The organism is Parafrankia sp. FMc2, from assembly GCF_041008525.1.
Taxonomy (GTDB): domain Bacteria; phylum Actinomycetota; class Actinomycetes; order Frankiales; family Frankiaceae; genus Parafrankia.
On record NZ_JBFLUG010000060.1, the window covers coordinates 1 to 12,884 of the forward strand.

The following is a 12,884-nucleotide window of genomic DNA, read 5'->3' on the forward strand; positions in this document are numbered from 1 at the left end:
CCCCCGCAAGACGCCCCCGGGCGACGAGGCCGACGAGGCCTGACTGCCCGCAGCACGACAGCCCCCGGCTCCTCTGCGGAGCGCGGGGGCTGTCGTGTGTGCGGAGGCGGGTGAGCACGAGCCCTACCGCCGTGCCCGCCGCCGCGCGACCTGGCGCGCCCGGCGCACGTCATCGCGCAGCAGATGAAGGGCGAAGGTCAGGCCACCGCCGGCGGCGAGGGCGGTAAGGGCGTGGAAGACGTCGGCCATCACGCACCCGCCCCGTCGTTGGCGTCCTGGTCCTGCTCGGCGCGGTACTCGCGGAGGGTCTGGCCCAGGCGGTTACCCAGATCGGCAAGGAGGGGCTCGTCCCGCGTCATCGCGAGGGTGTTGCCGATCAGCCCGTGCGTGCCGACGTAGTGGCGATCGAAGTCCTCGGACGACTCCCCGATGCGCCCCTCGACCCGCAGCCGCAGGCACTCCAGGGTCGCCCGCTCGGCCGCGGTGAGGCGGTCGGCGCCCGAGCCGTGAGCGATGGCGTGACGCAGGGCAGTGATCACGTTGCCGGCCCACGGCGGACGGAGACCCTTGTCGGTGATCGTGTTCTCGCGGACGAAGTCCTCGAACGTCATCACGCACCCGCCCCGGCGATCCGGTACCGCACGGCCTTGCCGCGGGCGCCCTTGCCTTCGGCGACGATCCGGCCCTCGGCGGCGAGGCCGTCCAGCTCGCGCCGCACGCGCTCGATGTCGGCGGGCCCCGCGTCCTTGCCGATCCACGCGGCGGCGACCTCGGGGGCGGTGATGCCCTCGGCCGCCTCGGCCCCGGCCACCACGTCCAGCACATCCCGGGGCGCCAGGGCGAGCTTGACGTCCTCGCCGGTGACCTTGATGCCGCGCCCGAGCAGCCACAGCCGGGCGGCGAACACGTCCCGGCTGTCGGTCCGCGCGAACGCCAGCCGCAGCGCCTCGACGCCGCTCATGGTGCGCAGCAGGGTGACCTCGCGGTAGGCAGTGATGGCCTCGCGCGGATCGGTGATGCCCTCGCGCTGGGAGACGCGCCAGGCGCCCAGGGTCTCCCGCATGGCCACGCCCGGCCGCACGCGCTTGCCGAGGTCCTTGAGCTTGACGCCCTCGAAGATCAGCCCGGCGTCGATGCGCTTCCACCGGCGCGCGAACGCCAGCGTGATCTCCAGCAGGGTGGGCCCCGTCAGGCTCATGACCGGGAAGAAGTACTCGTCCCACGTCGCGGCGGTGCTGGTGCCGTAGCCGTAGTTGATGCCCGCGCTGATCAGCGCGATGGACCACGAGACGAAATGGAACGCGCCACCGTGCTCGCCGCGCAGTGCGGCGATGGTGACCATGGCGATCCCGACCACGGCGGTGCCGTCGAGCGCGAGCAGGGGCAGCCAGACCAGCCACACGGGCAGGTTCAGCCCGTCGATCGGCTCGCCGGCCCACTTGATCAGGTGTGCGCCGGACAGTGCGGTCGGCGCCACGATCACCGCGGCCAGCGCGATGGCCGCGACCCGCCACAGCTTCTCGGTGGTGCTCAGCCCCTTGTTGTTCTTGCCCTTCGGAGCCTCCGGGGCCGCAGCCGCCTGCGGTGCGGCCTTGCGTGCCCGTCGGGGCCGCGGCACGTCTGTAGCTGATTCGTAGTCGACGGCGCCCTGTGGGGCGTCCGCCTCGACGGTGAGATGGGCGGGGGGCACGGGCACCCCGTTGGCGCTGTTCATGGTGCTCTCCCTGGGGATGCTCGGATCTGTGACCACGACTTTCACATCTTCATTTTACATGTCGTGTAGTCGATGTGTAGTCTGTAGTCATGCACGAATCCGGCACCGGCCACGAGGAGGGGTGCGCTCATGGCATCGGTTAAGAGGGCTCCGTCCAGGAAGCGCAAGCCCCTCTCGACGTGGGACCTCAACGACCCGCGCTACTGGATCGTTGGGGGCTGGCGTCTTGGCCTCGGGTCAGTTCGCGTAAGCGTCGCTGGACGCGACCGCTGGCGGACCTGGGGCGACATCGCAACACCCGGGGCCGGTGCCGGCTCCCTCTACCTGCTGTCCACGCTGGGCGCTGACCCGCTCGGCCCGCTGGGGCCGACCATCTTCGAGTCGGGGCTCCTGGACGTCACCGACCCCTACCGCCTGACCGCCGCCGCTCTCGGCGGCACCGCGGCCCTGCTGCACCAGCGTTCCGACGCTGCCCGCGGCCACCGCGAGCGCCGCGCGGTGCTGAACGCCTTCGCCGAGCTGGGCGCGGGCGAGGGCCCGACGCTGCTGCACCCGTCCGGCCGTCCGGTGCAGGTGAAGCTGCCCGAGCCGACCAAGGCCGGCGCGCGGTTCGTGATGAAGATCCCGGACGGCGTGACCGAGGTCGAGATGCTCTCGGCGGCGCAGCGCCTGAGTCCGATGCTCAAGGGCCGCGTCTCCATGCGCCCGACCGTCGCCCCGGCGACGGGTCGCAAGGCCATCGCGGCCCTGGCCAGCGGCGCCGCCGCCAAGACCGTCACGGTGGCCCGCAAGAGCCGGACGGACGCCGCGCCGACGGAGAAGGCCAAGCGCTCCCCACTGGAGGAGCTGCTGACGTGTTCGCACATCGAGGTCAACATCCGCCGCCGTGAGACGCTCAACAAGAACGTGCCGTGGGAGGGCCTGGCCGAGATCCGTCGCGCCGGGAAGGACTACAAGGGCCGCCCGGTCCAGACCGCCTGGCACGTCGGCCAGGACGAGGACGGCAACCCGGTCTACGACACGATCTTCGCTCGCAACAAGCTCTCCGGCGGCGAGGCCGGCTCGGGTAAGAGCACCGGCACGCACGTCGACATCTGCGCCGTGAGCCAGGACGCAAACTCCCGGAACTTTTTCATCGACCCGTCCGGCGGTGCCGAACTCGGCTTCTGGGAGCCGCTGGCGGCGAAGACCGCCCGGGGCGGCAAAGGCTTCGCCTACACCGTGGACGACGCGGTGCGCCTCCTCCGGGAGCTGCACGCCGAGGGCGTGGCCGCGCTCCAGCGGATGGCCGACACCGCCGACGAGCGGGAGGCTGCCGGCCTGCCGCGCACCAACGTGGCCCCCGGCGAGATCACTACCTGGATCTGGATTGACGAGCTGCTGTCGCTGACCAAGCACCCGGACAAGGACATCCGGGGGGAGGTCGCCTTCCTGCTGTTCGACATCATCGGCAGACTGCGCAAGGTCGGCTACCACATCGTCTGCTCGACACTGAAGCCGACCGGCGACGTGATCCCGACGTTCGTCCGCGACCTGATCACGATCAAGCAGGTGTTCCGCTGCACCACCGCGGACGGCTCGACCTCCGTACTCGGGGACAAGATCTGGGCTGCGCTCGGCTACGGCGGCCACAAGATCGAGATGAAGTCACCGAAGGGCATCTCCTACCTGCTGGGCGCCGAGGGCTACCCGGTCCGACTGCGCTGCGCGTTCGTGGACCCGGACGTCCAGCCTGGCCAGATCATCAGCGAGCGCCACGAGGTTCTCAACGCGGCCCTGCGGCTGCGCGGGCTGCCCGAGGTGCCGCCGCTGGTGAAGAACGTCGACCCGGCGCGCGCCGCGCTGCTCGACCCGTCCCGCCCTCCGCGGGTTCCCGCCCAGCGCGAGTCGGTCACCCTGACTCCGCCCCCGTCGTCCGGGAAGGTCGTCAGCCCCGCCCACACTCCGACGGCGGCCACCCCGGCGGACCCCACCCCGGCTCCTTCTCCCGCGCCGCTTGAGGTCGTCAAGGTCGCGGAGACCGAAGAGATCGACAGCCTCGCCGAGGTCCTGCGCGAGGCCGCGCGGATCGCGGTCGAGGCGGGGCAGCTGTCGCCCCGGATGCTCCAGGGCCCGCTCGGCCTGGACTTCGACGCCGCCGCGTGGGTGCTGGGTGAGCTGGAGGAGCGCAAGGTGATCGCCCCCGCCGAGGGCAACGCGCCCACCCGCACGGTGCTGGCCACCGCGGACAACCTCGACCGGCTGCTCGCCGACGAGGACGTCCCGGATGTCGAGCCCGAGACGACCCCGGCCCCGGCCGACACCGCCCGCGCCGGCTACGCCCAGCGCAAGCACCGCCCCGACAAGCGGACCCGCGCCCGCCTGCACGCCCAGCGCGAGCACGCCGCCTCGACCTCGAAGGAGGGCTGACCCATGGGCATCGTCGCCACCGTCGCCGGACTGATCCTGACCACCTACACCGGCCTGATCGTCATCCGCTGGGGCGTGGACCTGCTTACCCGGGTGGGCCTGCTGCGTGAGCCGAGCCGGCCCGCCGCGCTCGCGCTGGAGTTCCTGCGGACGCTCACCGACCCGCTGCTGCGCCCGGTTGGCAAGGCCGTCCCGCCGCTGCGGTTCGGGTCGGTCGCTTTCGACCTCTCGTTCCCGCTGCTGCTGGTCGTCCTTCCGATGATCAACGCCTTCATCACCACGATCGCCGGCTGAGGCCGGCAGGGAGGAACCGCCATGGCGAAGACCGTGAAGTGCACCCGCAAGGGCTGCGGCCGGGAGTGGAAGGTCGGCTTCTTCGGCAGCGTCGTCGGCCACCGAGAGCTGTGCAAGACCTGCCGTGTCGGCTTGGTGGACCCGGGCGTCCGCGTCAAGGGCGGCATCGGCGAGGTGCGGTTCGCGCCCTGGCAGAAGCCGGACCGCCGCCACACCACCAACACCATGCTCGGCAACCGCCCGCAGAGCGCCGCCGAGCGCAAGCGCGCCGCCGTGATGCACGGGCTGGCCAACAACCCCAACTTCCTGCTCCGCCAGGACGACTTCGACCAGCCAGACATGACCGTCAGTGTCGACCAGGCCTCCGGCACCGCCGAGGTCAGGTTCGGCCCGGACTTCGGCTTCCTGGACACCCACCGGGGCCGGACCGCCCGAGCGGGCTTCGCCGCCGCTCGCGGTCTCGATGCGGCTCCGTCCCTCTACGACACCGAGCCGCTCGACGACATCGACGGCTTCACCGGCGAGGTCCTCGACGGCGAGGTCCTCAACACCTCCTACCTCTGACGCCACCGCAAGCCACGCCCCACGAAAGGAGGCAGTAGCGATGTTCGACAGCCTCGCGGTCGCGCTGGCCAATGGCGGCGCCGCCGCCCGCGGTCAGCGTGACCTGCTGGGCTACGCGCTCCTTCGCCTCTCCCTCGCCGCGCACCGGCTGCGCGACGGGGGAGGGCTCCTGACCCTGTACGACGCCACCCACGACCCCCTGGAGGCCGATGTGACCGACTCTCTGAACCCGTTCAGCGACCTGCCCGTCCCCGTGGCCACGCCCCGTCCGACCGGCACGCCCGCGCCGCGGGTGGTGTTCCGGACCGTGACGCACCTGCCGTCCGACATGGCGCTGGGCGCGGCCCGCGAGACCACCGCGCCCCCCGACGAGACGGAGGACTGACATGCGCGAGATCGCCACCGAGGACATCTACAACCACCTGACCGGCGGCCTCAACGGCGACGAGCTGACGGACCCGGCGGGTGTCGAGACGCTGGCGATCCTCGAAATGAGCTTCAAGGACGACCTGATCCACGCCGTTGTTCCCGACGTCCACCCGCGGCAGGTCCTCGGCCGCTTCCGCGTGACCGTCGAGCGGGTGGAGGACTGACGTGGGCATCTGGGACATCGGCCCGGACCTGACGGCGACGCCCCGGGGGCCGGCCCCGGAGTCCGACTTCCCCGGCGGGAGCGGAAGCACGCACACCAACGACCAGGGGTTCGACCCGGTGGAGGCCGTCAACGCGCTCGGCGCGGTGTGGTCGCCGGACTTCGACGCCTACGCCGAGGGTCGCCTCGGTGCCTCTCAGGTGCGCTGTGCGCTGTGCACGTCGGCGCCGTGCGCGTGCCCCGAGTTCGGCACCCCTGAGTACTTCGAGCTGATCGACCGGCGGCACGGCCGCCGCTGATTCGACGGGCGGCCGTCTGGCGGCCCGTGCGATCGGCGTCGGCCTGACGCCGGACGCCGTCAACTGATCGACCTGCCTGCGGCGCTGGGCCGTGGGCGACGAGAACGGGAGAGCACATGTCGAACTGGAACGGCCGGACAGCCGAGGACATCGCCGAGTCGCGGGCCACGCTGGCCCGCATCGAGGCGACCGGTTCGGGTCGGGACGCGGCGCAGTTCCGCGTGGACTCGGGCCTGGACCGGGTTGACGCCGACGACCTGTCGACGGACGTGTCGCCGACGGCGGCGCTGACCCAGGAATGGAGCTGGCGGCGATGAGCCGGCTGTTGCGCGCGATCGACCGCCTGAGCCCGCCGTCACCGGAGCTGACCGGCGCCCGGGAGGCAACCGCCGCCCTGTGGCGCAACTCGATCGAGGAGGAGGAGGCCGGCATCGACCACGAGACGGACACCTACCTGGACCTGAACGACGCCGACCATGCCGCGGAGCAGCGGGTTCCGCGGCGCCACCGGTGGCGGATTCTGCCCGGCGCGGAGGAAATGCTGCGCGCCGAGGGGAGCCTGCGATGAGGCTGCGCGACCGCTTCCGCAGCTCGGGTGACCTGGCCGCAGACTTCTGGGCCACCGACCTGGAGAACCAGACTGCCAACGAGGCGTCATGGGCGTCGGGCCTTCCGCCCGCGCTGACGCGGTCGGGGTGGCAGGCGGCGAACTCCGACCGCCGGCTGGGACAGCTGCACGACGGCCTGCGTCGGCGGGCTGGCCATCTGGCGGACGTTCCGCTGGAGCACCTGGCCGACCGGCCCGAGACCGACGGCGCCGCGACGGCCGCCGCCGCCCTGCGCGTCCTGGAGTCCGACGCCCACCTGGCGGATTCCGAGTCCCTCCAGCCCGGCGTCGAGCTGCCCGAGATCGAGCCGCTGCTCGGGCAGTGGGGGCGATGACCTTCCGCCCGATCTCCGGCCTGTTCTCGCCCGGCGAGGGCCCCGGACTGCGCCTCGACGCCAAGGACTCCTGCGCGTTCGAGGAGTCCGGCCGCTGGCGCAGCACCCGCTGCGAGTCGACCGACGTCACCTCCCGAGTGCAGATCTCGGGCGGGGACGAACTGGGGCTGTGCGCCCCGCACGCCGAGGTGTGGGCGCAGACCCCGGCCACATCCGAGGGCCTGAACGTGATCAGCCCGCTCGACCCGTCCGAGGAGGGCTGACCCGTGGCCGCCCAGTCCACCGCCCGCGCCAAGTCCCGTACCCGACCTCTCGCCAGCACGACGATGGCCGAGCGGTACTGGGCGGCCAACCTCGATCACCTCCGTGCGTCCCAGCGTGTCTGGGCGACCGGACGGGAGCTGCGCGAGACCGACCGCCGTCTGGTGCGCGCGGTCGAACTCGACGAGCAGTGTGCCCGGTTGACCTGCGACTTGGCCCAGCGCTCCGGCGCGCACTGGGCCTCGACCAATCTCACGCAGCTCGTCGCCACGCTCGACGGCCCGGTCGACCCGGAGGTGGCCGAACGCATCCGGGCCGCCGCGGTACTGCGGGTGATCCTCTCGGACACGTTCATCGCGGACGCGGACGCGCTCCAGCCTGGCGGCGACCTGCCGGCGGTCGGCATCTACGCGACGAAGGTCTGACATGGCCCATCTGTGCCCGTGCGGCGGGACCTTCGAGTCCTACGGCGCCGCTCACCTCGACAACGACGGCTCGGCCCAGCAGTCCACGCGCTGTGGGCGCTGCGGCGTGGAGTCGGTCGACTACTGGGGCTGGCAGGACGCCGTGCTCGGCGACGTCATCCCCGCGAACGTCGTCAATGAGTCGCTGCACCCCGGCCCGGACGGCGAGGACGTGTTCGTGGTCGCCACCGCCGGCCCGGACCCGCGGCTGCCCGCGCTGCCGACCTTCCGGGGCCTGGAGACCCGCGCACCCTACCTGCGCGCGGACGAGGGCGGCCCGTTCGAGCCGGACAGCGAGGAGGACGACCTCGCCCCGGCCAGCCACTTCTACACGCTCGGCATCCCCGCCCGGCACCACTGACCCGAAAGGAGCACGTCATGGGATACGGAAGCTTCGACCTCGACGGCAAGCCGGCCGGCTACAACGTCGCCGCGACCTGCGAGCACCCGCACGGCTGCACCGCGACCATCGACCGCGGCCTGGCGTACGCCTGCGGCGACATGCACGGCGCGGATGAGCGGTCCTGCGACCGGTATGTCTGCACCGCGCACCTGTACCCGGCGCCCGGCGGCGGGCCGTACGTGTGCGCCGCGTGCGCCGGACTGGACGAGAACACCGTCACGGCGGCCGACGAGGCGTCCCGCGAGCGGGTGTTCGCGCTCGACCGCCTGTTCGCCGACCTTCCGGTGCAGCAGGGGCGTCGGCCATGAGCGGCCAGCGCGAGACCGCTCAGGTGGTGCACTGATGCCCAGCACGCGCCGCACGATCTGGCTGCTGCCCCCGTTCGTCGCCTTCGAGGTCGAGGCCGACGAGAAGGGGTGGAAGGCCTTGCGGTCCTACGCCACGGCGATTACCTGGCTGGTCGTTGTCGAGGTCGGGCTGATCGTTGTCGGGCATGTCGCGCTCCAGTTCCCCGCCTCGCGCGCCCCGGCGGTGGCCATGGCGCTCGGCGTCGTGGCGTTCAACGTCCTCGGGGCGGCCATAGCCCTGACCAGGCCCTGGGTATCGGGTGATCACTGATGGGCCTGTTCGACTCGACCGCCGCCCGGCGCCGCCGGACCGCCCACCACGAGGCCCGGCACATCGTCGTGGCCCGCCACCTCGGCGCGACCGACCTGGAGGGCCACGTGTCCCCGGACGGTGCCAGTGGCTACTTCACCGGCGACTTCGACGGCAGTCGTGAGCAGGAAGCCGTCATTCTGCTGGCCGGCGGCGGCACGACGAGCAACCGCGCGCACGCCGACACCCTGCCCCACGGCGGCGACTCCGACCTGACGCAGGCGCGCCGCCTGCTCGCCGACTCCGACATGACCATGCGCGACGCCGAGCGGGAGGCCGCGCGGATGGTCCGCCGGCACGCGGACGAGATCTCCCGCGCCGCCCAGGACCTTCTTGGAGACACATCATGATCTACGCCGCCCTGGCCGCCGCTGCCTTCACGGTGGCGACCGACCTGTCCGTGTCCGCCGCGCTGATTCTCGCCGGGGTGGGCCTGCTGGCCTCCCCGGCCCTGCGCCGCTGGAGGCCCTGGTGACCCCCGACTGGCGCACCACCGTCGCCCGCGTGACGACGGGCGCGCTGGCCCCGTTCGTGCCCCCGGTGCTCGCCGATGGCACCGAGGAGGACGCGGACCTGCGTGAGGCCGTCAGCGCCATCGCCCGTGACGGCGATGGCCGCCTGCTGCCGGTGGTGGCCGCTTCCGCCGGGCTGGGCGCGCTGCGGTCCCGGCGCGAGCAGCTCGCCCTGGAGGCAGGACCCGAGCGCCTGGCGCTGGAAGCCGGCCCCAGTCCGCTGGAGCTTGGGGGCGGCGAAGGCTGGACGCCGGACGTGGACTCCGAGCTGGGCTGGGCCTGATGGACGCTGTCGCCGCCATCCTGGGTGCCGCTGGGGACCTGGTGCGCCTGGACCTGACGGTGGGTTCGGTCCTGCTGGCCGCCGCGCTCATCGCGGTGCCCGCCGGACACCTGGACCGCCGGGTGGAGCGCGCACGGCGCGCGGTGACGATGCGGAGCAACGGCTACACCAAGTACGCCCAGTACGTGTCCGGCCCGCAGTGGCGGGACCGGCGGCGGCGCTACCTGCGTGAGCATCCGCCGTCCGGATGCCGGCTGTGCGCGCGGGCCTGGGAGCCGCAGTGGCCCCTGCACCACAAGGACTACTTCCGGGCCGGCGGCGGCAAGGAGCTGGACCGCGATCTGATCCCGGTGTGCGAGCGCTGCCACGACTTCATCCACAGCCTCGACCACAAGCGTGGTCCGCAGCGCCGGCTGGGCTTCTCGCTGCGGCTGACCACCTGGGTGGCGATCGGCCTGTGGCTGCCGGTGCGCCTGGTGCGCCGCGGGACGAACGCGGCCGAGCCGGCGGGCGGGCGGCGATGACACCGGACTCGATCGGCCCACGAGCCCTGCGCCCGACCGGGGGTGCGGCACCGATAGCGTCGAGATGTGACCTACAGACTGACTACAGCCGCAAGGGGAGCGAGGCGATGACACCCGGCTCGATCGCCTCGGGCCCCGGGGAGCCCGCCGAGCGGCCCGGTGTCACGCCCACGGCCCGCGTGCATCGTGGGCAGTTCGTCGAGCCCGTGGACGCCTGGATCCGGGAGGGCGCCGACCAGTGGTGGCGCATCCCGTTGGTGGATGTGCCACCGCCGGCCCCCTCCGGGACAAGGAATGACCCGGAGCGGAAGAAGGCCCTCACCCGTATCCGCAATGCCTGGATGCGCGAGGTCGAGCGCCGTCGCGACGCCGGGCAGATCGCCGGCAGGTTCGTCTCGATGACCGTGATGGCCGAGGGTCAGGAGTGGTTCTACTGGGGCCCGACCGCACCAGGAGATCCTGAGGAGTAGCGCCACACACGCCCATTGGGTGCGCCTGACGGAGTGTGGCGAGATAGGTCGTTAACCTCGCTGGCCCTGCCACCCGGCTGGCGCTGTAGCCGGAGACCACCAGGGCGGCACGGCGGGCGCGGGTGCGGCCGTAGCCGGCGACGCGGGAGGTCTCGGCGCGGAGCGGACGGCTGCACCCCTTGCAGTGGATGATCTCCTGGGTGATCGCGCGGTCTCCACCCCCTGCGAGCTGCGCCGACCCCTAAATGTAAATGAATATGTGAAGTTAAGTCAAATTATGATGTGAAAATTTATCACGTCAGTATGTTAAGATCAGGTCATGGCAGGGGACGGGAACGAGTTGGCCACGCTGGTGGCGGCGGTCGACGCCGCGCGCGAGCGCGAGAAGCAGGTGCGCGACGCCGCGCACCTGGACTACTGCCGCGCGATCCGGGCCCTTGTCCGCTACGAGGAGCAGGCTCACGGCAAGCACGGCGCGCAGTCCCGCGTCGGCCGCCACCTCGGTATGAGCGCGCAGAACGTGTCCGTGATGCTGGGGCAGCTGGCGAAGGCCGAGGCCAGCGACGCACGCACGGGTGCCCAGGCAGCCCCCTCCCCGTGAGCCTCCGGCCCGACTGCGGCCCGCACTGCGAGACCGCCCCGGGCGTCCTGGGTCGGCACCACCGGTGCCCCGAGTGCCATCCGGGCCTTCCCCGTGTGCCCGAGTGGCAGGTGACCGCCGCGCCCTCGTCCAGCGTCGGCTCCGGCGTTGGGCGGGTGCTGCTGCTCTCAGTGGCCGTGCTCGTCGGGCTGGGTTGCCTGCTCGCGGCCACGCTGGCCGTCTTCGGCGTGATAGAGATCAGCTCGACCGCGTTCGTCCAGGCGTGCCTGGGCCTCGTCCTCGTCGCGCTCGGCCTGGGCGCGTATGCCCTGCGCCGCCCGTAGCCCTACGCCACCGCCAGCCAGTAGAACGTCCGGACCCCGGCGGTCACGATCGCCCCGTCCCGGCGCTGCACCACGAAGTCGAACCCCGTCCCCGTAGGCGCCTCGACCGCGAACGTCGGGGCGACCAGGTCCAGCAGCGGCCCGGACACGAACACCGCGGCCGGCGCCGTGGGGAACGCGGACGGGAACGTCACCGAGACCGCCAGGTCGGCGACGCTGCCCGAGAACGTGCCCGTCACGCTGTCCCGCTGCCCGCTCAGTGCCGGCACTGCCGGGTCGAGCGGCCGGTACTTCGCGGGCGTGCCGACCTACGCCTCGTCGCACGTCGGCGTCGATCCGGGCGGGGTCGTGCGGTACGCCCCGGACGAGCGCGGCTGTTACGGCGCGGAGCGCAACTCCAACCGGCGCGGCTGGCACATCGAGCACGCGGGCTACGCGCGGTTCGCCGCGGAGTGGAGCAGCCCGGAGGGGTTGGCGATGATCGAGCACGCCGCCGAGGCCGCCGAGGCCGCCGCGTACGCGGTCCGCCGCTACGGCATCCCGGTGCGGATGCTGTCCGACCGCGAGGTGGCCGCGTTCACCCCAGGGTTCGCGCACCACGCGCAGATCGCCCGCGCGTTCAAGGTGCCCGGCGGCCACACCGACCCCGGGCTCAACTACCCGGCCGGCGAGCTGCTGGCCCGGGTGAACGCGATCCTCGGCCGCGCTCCGCGCACCCCGCTGCCCGACCCGAACCGTGCGGACAACAGATTCCGCGGCTTCCCGCTGCTGCGCCCCGGCGCCCGGGACGACGCCGCCCGGGTGGCTGCCGCGCGAGCGGGCACGGCCACCGTGCTGGACCCGGCGGTGCCCGTGCTCACCCTCCAGGTGGCCCTCAACCGGTCCATGGACGCCAAGCTGGGCGGTGACGGGGTGTACGGGGACTTCACCGAGGCTGCGGTGCGCCAGTTCCAGTCCTGGTGGCGCAGCAACGGGCTGGACCTCGGGGTGGATGGCATCTGCGGCCCGGCGACCTGGTCCCAGCTCGACGTGGTGGCGGACCTTCAGGGGCGGTAGGCGGTCGCTCGCCCTAGAACAAGGCTCTCCGTATGCGCGACCACACGTCCTCGCGGCGCCGGTTACGCGCTGATATTCGCGGGCTGGGATCGGGCGCGTGCTCAGCCGGCCTGCGGTGTAGCGGATGCTGATAGAGCGAGTGGTCGCTGCCCGGCAGTGATGTGTTCATCGCCTGCCGCGTAACGTCCAGGCCGCACTCGGTCGCTTCGCCGATAGCCGCAGCGAGCGCGTCGGGGGTCGACATGACGGTGAACCATGGTGGGCTGAGCCAGATTTCCGGACCCTGCGCCTCGGCGTCCCGCCCGGACCCATTTCTGGTGAGCTGGGCGTAGAAGGAATCCGAGGCTGGATCCCAGCCCCAGACGCTCTGATGATCCCAACCGACCAGCTCAAGGTTGTACTGCGGATACGACACCATGCGGCGCACCTCGCGGACATTCGGACCAGGGGGCGCCTGCGACCCTAGCCAGGTCTGCCAAATGCTGATGGACTGTGGCAACAAGTGGCCGCGCCGGG

At 72.2% G+C, this 12,884-nt stretch carries 27 protein-coding genes; 22 read left to right on the forward strand and 5 right to left on the reverse strand.

The genetic code is table 11. The annotated features are described in order from the left end of the window. Positions 1-123 precede the first annotated feature (123 nt). From AB1460_RS20350 to AB1460_RS20360, 3 genes are read right to left on the reverse strand one after another with little or no spacing between them, the layout of a single operon-like run. Complete coding sequence (locus tag AB1460_RS20350; RefSeq protein WP_368963304.1) at positions 124-249, reverse strand: hypothetical protein; 126 nt, start codon at positions 247-249, stop codon at positions 124-126. After that, positions 249-611, reverse strand: coding sequence for a hypothetical protein (locus AB1460_RS20355; RefSeq protein WP_368963305.1), 363 nt, complete (start codon positions 609-611; stop codon positions 249-251). The genes AB1460_RS20350 and AB1460_RS20355 overlap by 1 nt, the downstream gene beginning before the upstream one ends. Further along, positions 611-1,714, reverse strand: a complete 1,104-nt coding sequence (locus tag AB1460_RS20360; protein ID WP_368963306.1) for a hypothetical protein — start codon at positions 1,712-1,714, stop codon at positions 611-613. Before AB1460_RS20360 ends, AB1460_RS20355 begins: the two co-directional genes overlap by 1 nt. Before the next feature lie 129 nt (positions 1,715-1,843). On the opposite strand from AB1460_RS20360, the gene AB1460_RS20365 reads away from it, so the two are divergent. The 21 genes from AB1460_RS20365 to AB1460_RS20465 all read left to right on the forward strand — a co-directional run bounded on the left by AB1460_RS20365 (position 1,844) and on the right by AB1460_RS20465 (position 11,312). Next, positions 1,844-4,123, forward strand: a complete 2,280-nt coding sequence (locus AB1460_RS20365; RefSeq protein ID WP_368963307.1) for a hypothetical protein — start codon at positions 1,844-1,846, stop codon at positions 4,121-4,123. A gap of 3 nt (positions 4,124-4,126) precedes the next feature. Next, a complete protein-coding gene (locus AB1460_RS20370) occupies positions 4,127-4,417 on the forward strand; it encodes a YggT family protein (RefSeq protein ID WP_368963308.1) in 291 nt (96 codons plus the stop codon). A 21-nt stretch (positions 4,418-4,438) separates the two neighbouring features. Beyond that, the gene (locus AB1460_RS20375; protein ID WP_368963309.1) at positions 4,439-4,981 is read left to right on the forward strand and encodes a hypothetical protein; all 543 of its coding nucleotides are present in this window, start codon (positions 4,439-4,441) and stop codon (positions 4,979-4,981) included. A gap of 40 nt (positions 4,982-5,021) precedes the next feature. After that, positions 5,022-5,366, forward strand: a complete 345-nt coding sequence (locus AB1460_RS20380) for a hypothetical protein (RefSeq protein ID WP_368963311.1) — start codon at positions 5,022-5,024, stop codon at positions 5,364-5,366. A gap of 1 nt (position 5,367) precedes the next feature. After that, positions 5,368-5,574 carry a hypothetical protein gene (locus AB1460_RS20385; protein ID WP_368963312.1) on the forward strand — a complete coding sequence of 69 codons (207 nt, stop codon included), beginning with the start codon at positions 5,368-5,370 and terminating at the stop codon, positions 5,572-5,574. A gap of 1 nt (position 5,575) precedes the next feature. Then, complete coding sequence (locus AB1460_RS20390; protein WP_368963314.1) at positions 5,576-5,872, forward strand: hypothetical protein; 297 nt, start codon at positions 5,576-5,578, stop codon at positions 5,870-5,872. Positions 5,873-5,988: 116 nt separating this feature from the next. Beyond that, positions 5,989-6,189: a hypothetical protein gene (locus AB1460_RS20395; RefSeq protein ID WP_368963316.1), complete on the forward strand. Its 201-nt coding sequence runs from the start codon at positions 5,989-5,991 to the stop codon at positions 6,187-6,189. Further along, positions 6,186-6,440, forward strand: a complete 255-nt coding sequence (locus AB1460_RS20400) for a hypothetical protein (protein ID WP_368963317.1) — start codon at positions 6,186-6,188, stop codon at positions 6,438-6,440. The genes AB1460_RS20395 and AB1460_RS20400 overlap by 4 nt, the downstream gene beginning before the upstream one ends. Continuing rightward, positions 6,437-6,814, forward strand: a complete 378-nt coding sequence (locus tag AB1460_RS20405) for a hypothetical protein (protein ID WP_368963319.1) — start codon at positions 6,437-6,439, stop codon at positions 6,812-6,814. Before AB1460_RS20400 ends, AB1460_RS20405 begins: the two co-directional genes overlap by 4 nt. Then, positions 6,811-7,077, forward strand: coding sequence for a hypothetical protein (locus AB1460_RS20410; RefSeq protein ID WP_368963320.1), 267 nt, complete (start codon positions 6,811-6,813; stop codon positions 7,075-7,077). Before AB1460_RS20405 ends, AB1460_RS20410 begins: the two co-directional genes overlap by 4 nt. Before the next feature lie 3 nt (positions 7,078-7,080). Next, positions 7,081-7,500, forward strand: a complete 420-nt coding sequence (locus AB1460_RS20415) for a hypothetical protein (RefSeq protein WP_368963321.1) — start codon at positions 7,081-7,083, stop codon at positions 7,498-7,500. A gap of 1 nt (position 7,501) precedes the next feature. Continuing rightward, entirely contained in the window at positions 7,502-7,900 is a 399-nt protein-coding gene (locus AB1460_RS20420) for a hypothetical protein (protein WP_368963323.1), read from the forward strand. 17 nt (positions 7,901-7,917) lie between these two features. Beyond that, complete coding sequence (locus AB1460_RS20425) at positions 7,918-8,250, forward strand: hypothetical protein (protein WP_368963324.1); 333 nt, start codon at positions 7,918-7,920, stop codon at positions 8,248-8,250. A 34-nt stretch (positions 8,251-8,284) separates the two neighbouring features. After that, the gene (locus AB1460_RS20430) at positions 8,285-8,560 is read left to right on the forward strand and encodes a hypothetical protein (RefSeq protein ID WP_368963325.1); all 276 of its coding nucleotides are present in this window, start codon (positions 8,285-8,287) and stop codon (positions 8,558-8,560) included. Continuing rightward, the gene (locus AB1460_RS20435) at positions 8,560-8,949 is read left to right on the forward strand and encodes a hypothetical protein (protein WP_368963327.1); all 390 of its coding nucleotides are present in this window, start codon (positions 8,560-8,562) and stop codon (positions 8,947-8,949) included. Before AB1460_RS20430 ends, AB1460_RS20435 begins: the two co-directional genes overlap by 1 nt. After that, the gene (locus tag AB1460_RS20440) at positions 8,946-9,074 is read left to right on the forward strand and encodes a hypothetical protein (RefSeq protein WP_368963329.1); all 129 of its coding nucleotides are present in this window, start codon (positions 8,946-8,948) and stop codon (positions 9,072-9,074) included. The genes AB1460_RS20435 and AB1460_RS20440 overlap by 4 nt, the downstream gene beginning before the upstream one ends. Next, positions 9,071-9,394 (forward strand): hypothetical protein, encoded by a 324-nt coding sequence (locus AB1460_RS20445; protein WP_368963331.1) that lies wholly within the window; start codon positions 9,071-9,073, stop codon positions 9,392-9,394. Before AB1460_RS20440 ends, AB1460_RS20445 begins: the two co-directional genes overlap by 4 nt. After that, complete coding sequence (locus AB1460_RS20450; RefSeq protein ID WP_368963333.1) at positions 9,394-9,918, forward strand: hypothetical protein; 525 nt, start codon at positions 9,394-9,396, stop codon at positions 9,916-9,918. Before AB1460_RS20445 ends, AB1460_RS20450 begins: the two co-directional genes overlap by 1 nt. Positions 9,919-10,025: 107 nt before the next feature. Beyond that, on the forward strand, positions 10,026-10,388 hold the full coding sequence (locus AB1460_RS20455; RefSeq protein WP_368963335.1) for a hypothetical protein: 363 nt from the start codon (positions 10,026-10,028) through the stop codon (positions 10,386-10,388). Between the two features lie 319 nt (positions 10,389-10,707). Next, complete coding sequence (locus AB1460_RS20460) at positions 10,708-10,989, forward strand: hypothetical protein (RefSeq protein ID WP_368963337.1); 282 nt, start codon at positions 10,708-10,710, stop codon at positions 10,987-10,989. A 110-nt stretch (positions 10,990-11,099) separates the two neighbouring features. Beyond that, entirely contained in the window at positions 11,100-11,312 is a 213-nt protein-coding gene (locus AB1460_RS20465; protein WP_368963338.1) for a hypothetical protein, read from the forward strand. A gap of 2 nt (positions 11,313-11,314) precedes the next feature. Here AB1460_RS20465 and AB1460_RS20470 read toward each other — a convergent pair whose 3' ends face one another. Then, positions 11,315-11,551: a gp53-like domain-containing protein gene (locus tag AB1460_RS20470; protein WP_368963339.1), complete on the reverse strand. Its 237-nt coding sequence runs from the start codon at positions 11,549-11,551 to the stop codon at positions 11,315-11,317. On the opposite strand from AB1460_RS20470, the gene AB1460_RS20475 reads away from it, so the two are divergent. Next, entirely contained in the window at positions 11,541-12,368 is an 828-nt protein-coding gene (locus AB1460_RS20475) for a peptidoglycan-binding protein (protein ID WP_368963341.1), read from the forward strand. The two genes, AB1460_RS20470 and AB1460_RS20475, sit on opposite strands and share 11 nt — an antisense overlap. A gap of 13 nt (positions 12,369-12,381) precedes the next feature. Here AB1460_RS20475 and AB1460_RS20480 read toward each other — a convergent pair whose 3' ends face one another. Then, positions 12,382-12,786: a hypothetical protein gene (locus AB1460_RS20480; RefSeq protein ID WP_368963343.1), complete on the reverse strand. Its 405-nt coding sequence runs from the start codon at positions 12,784-12,786 to the stop codon at positions 12,382-12,384. Between the last annotated feature and the right edge of the window lie 98 nt (positions 12,787-12,884).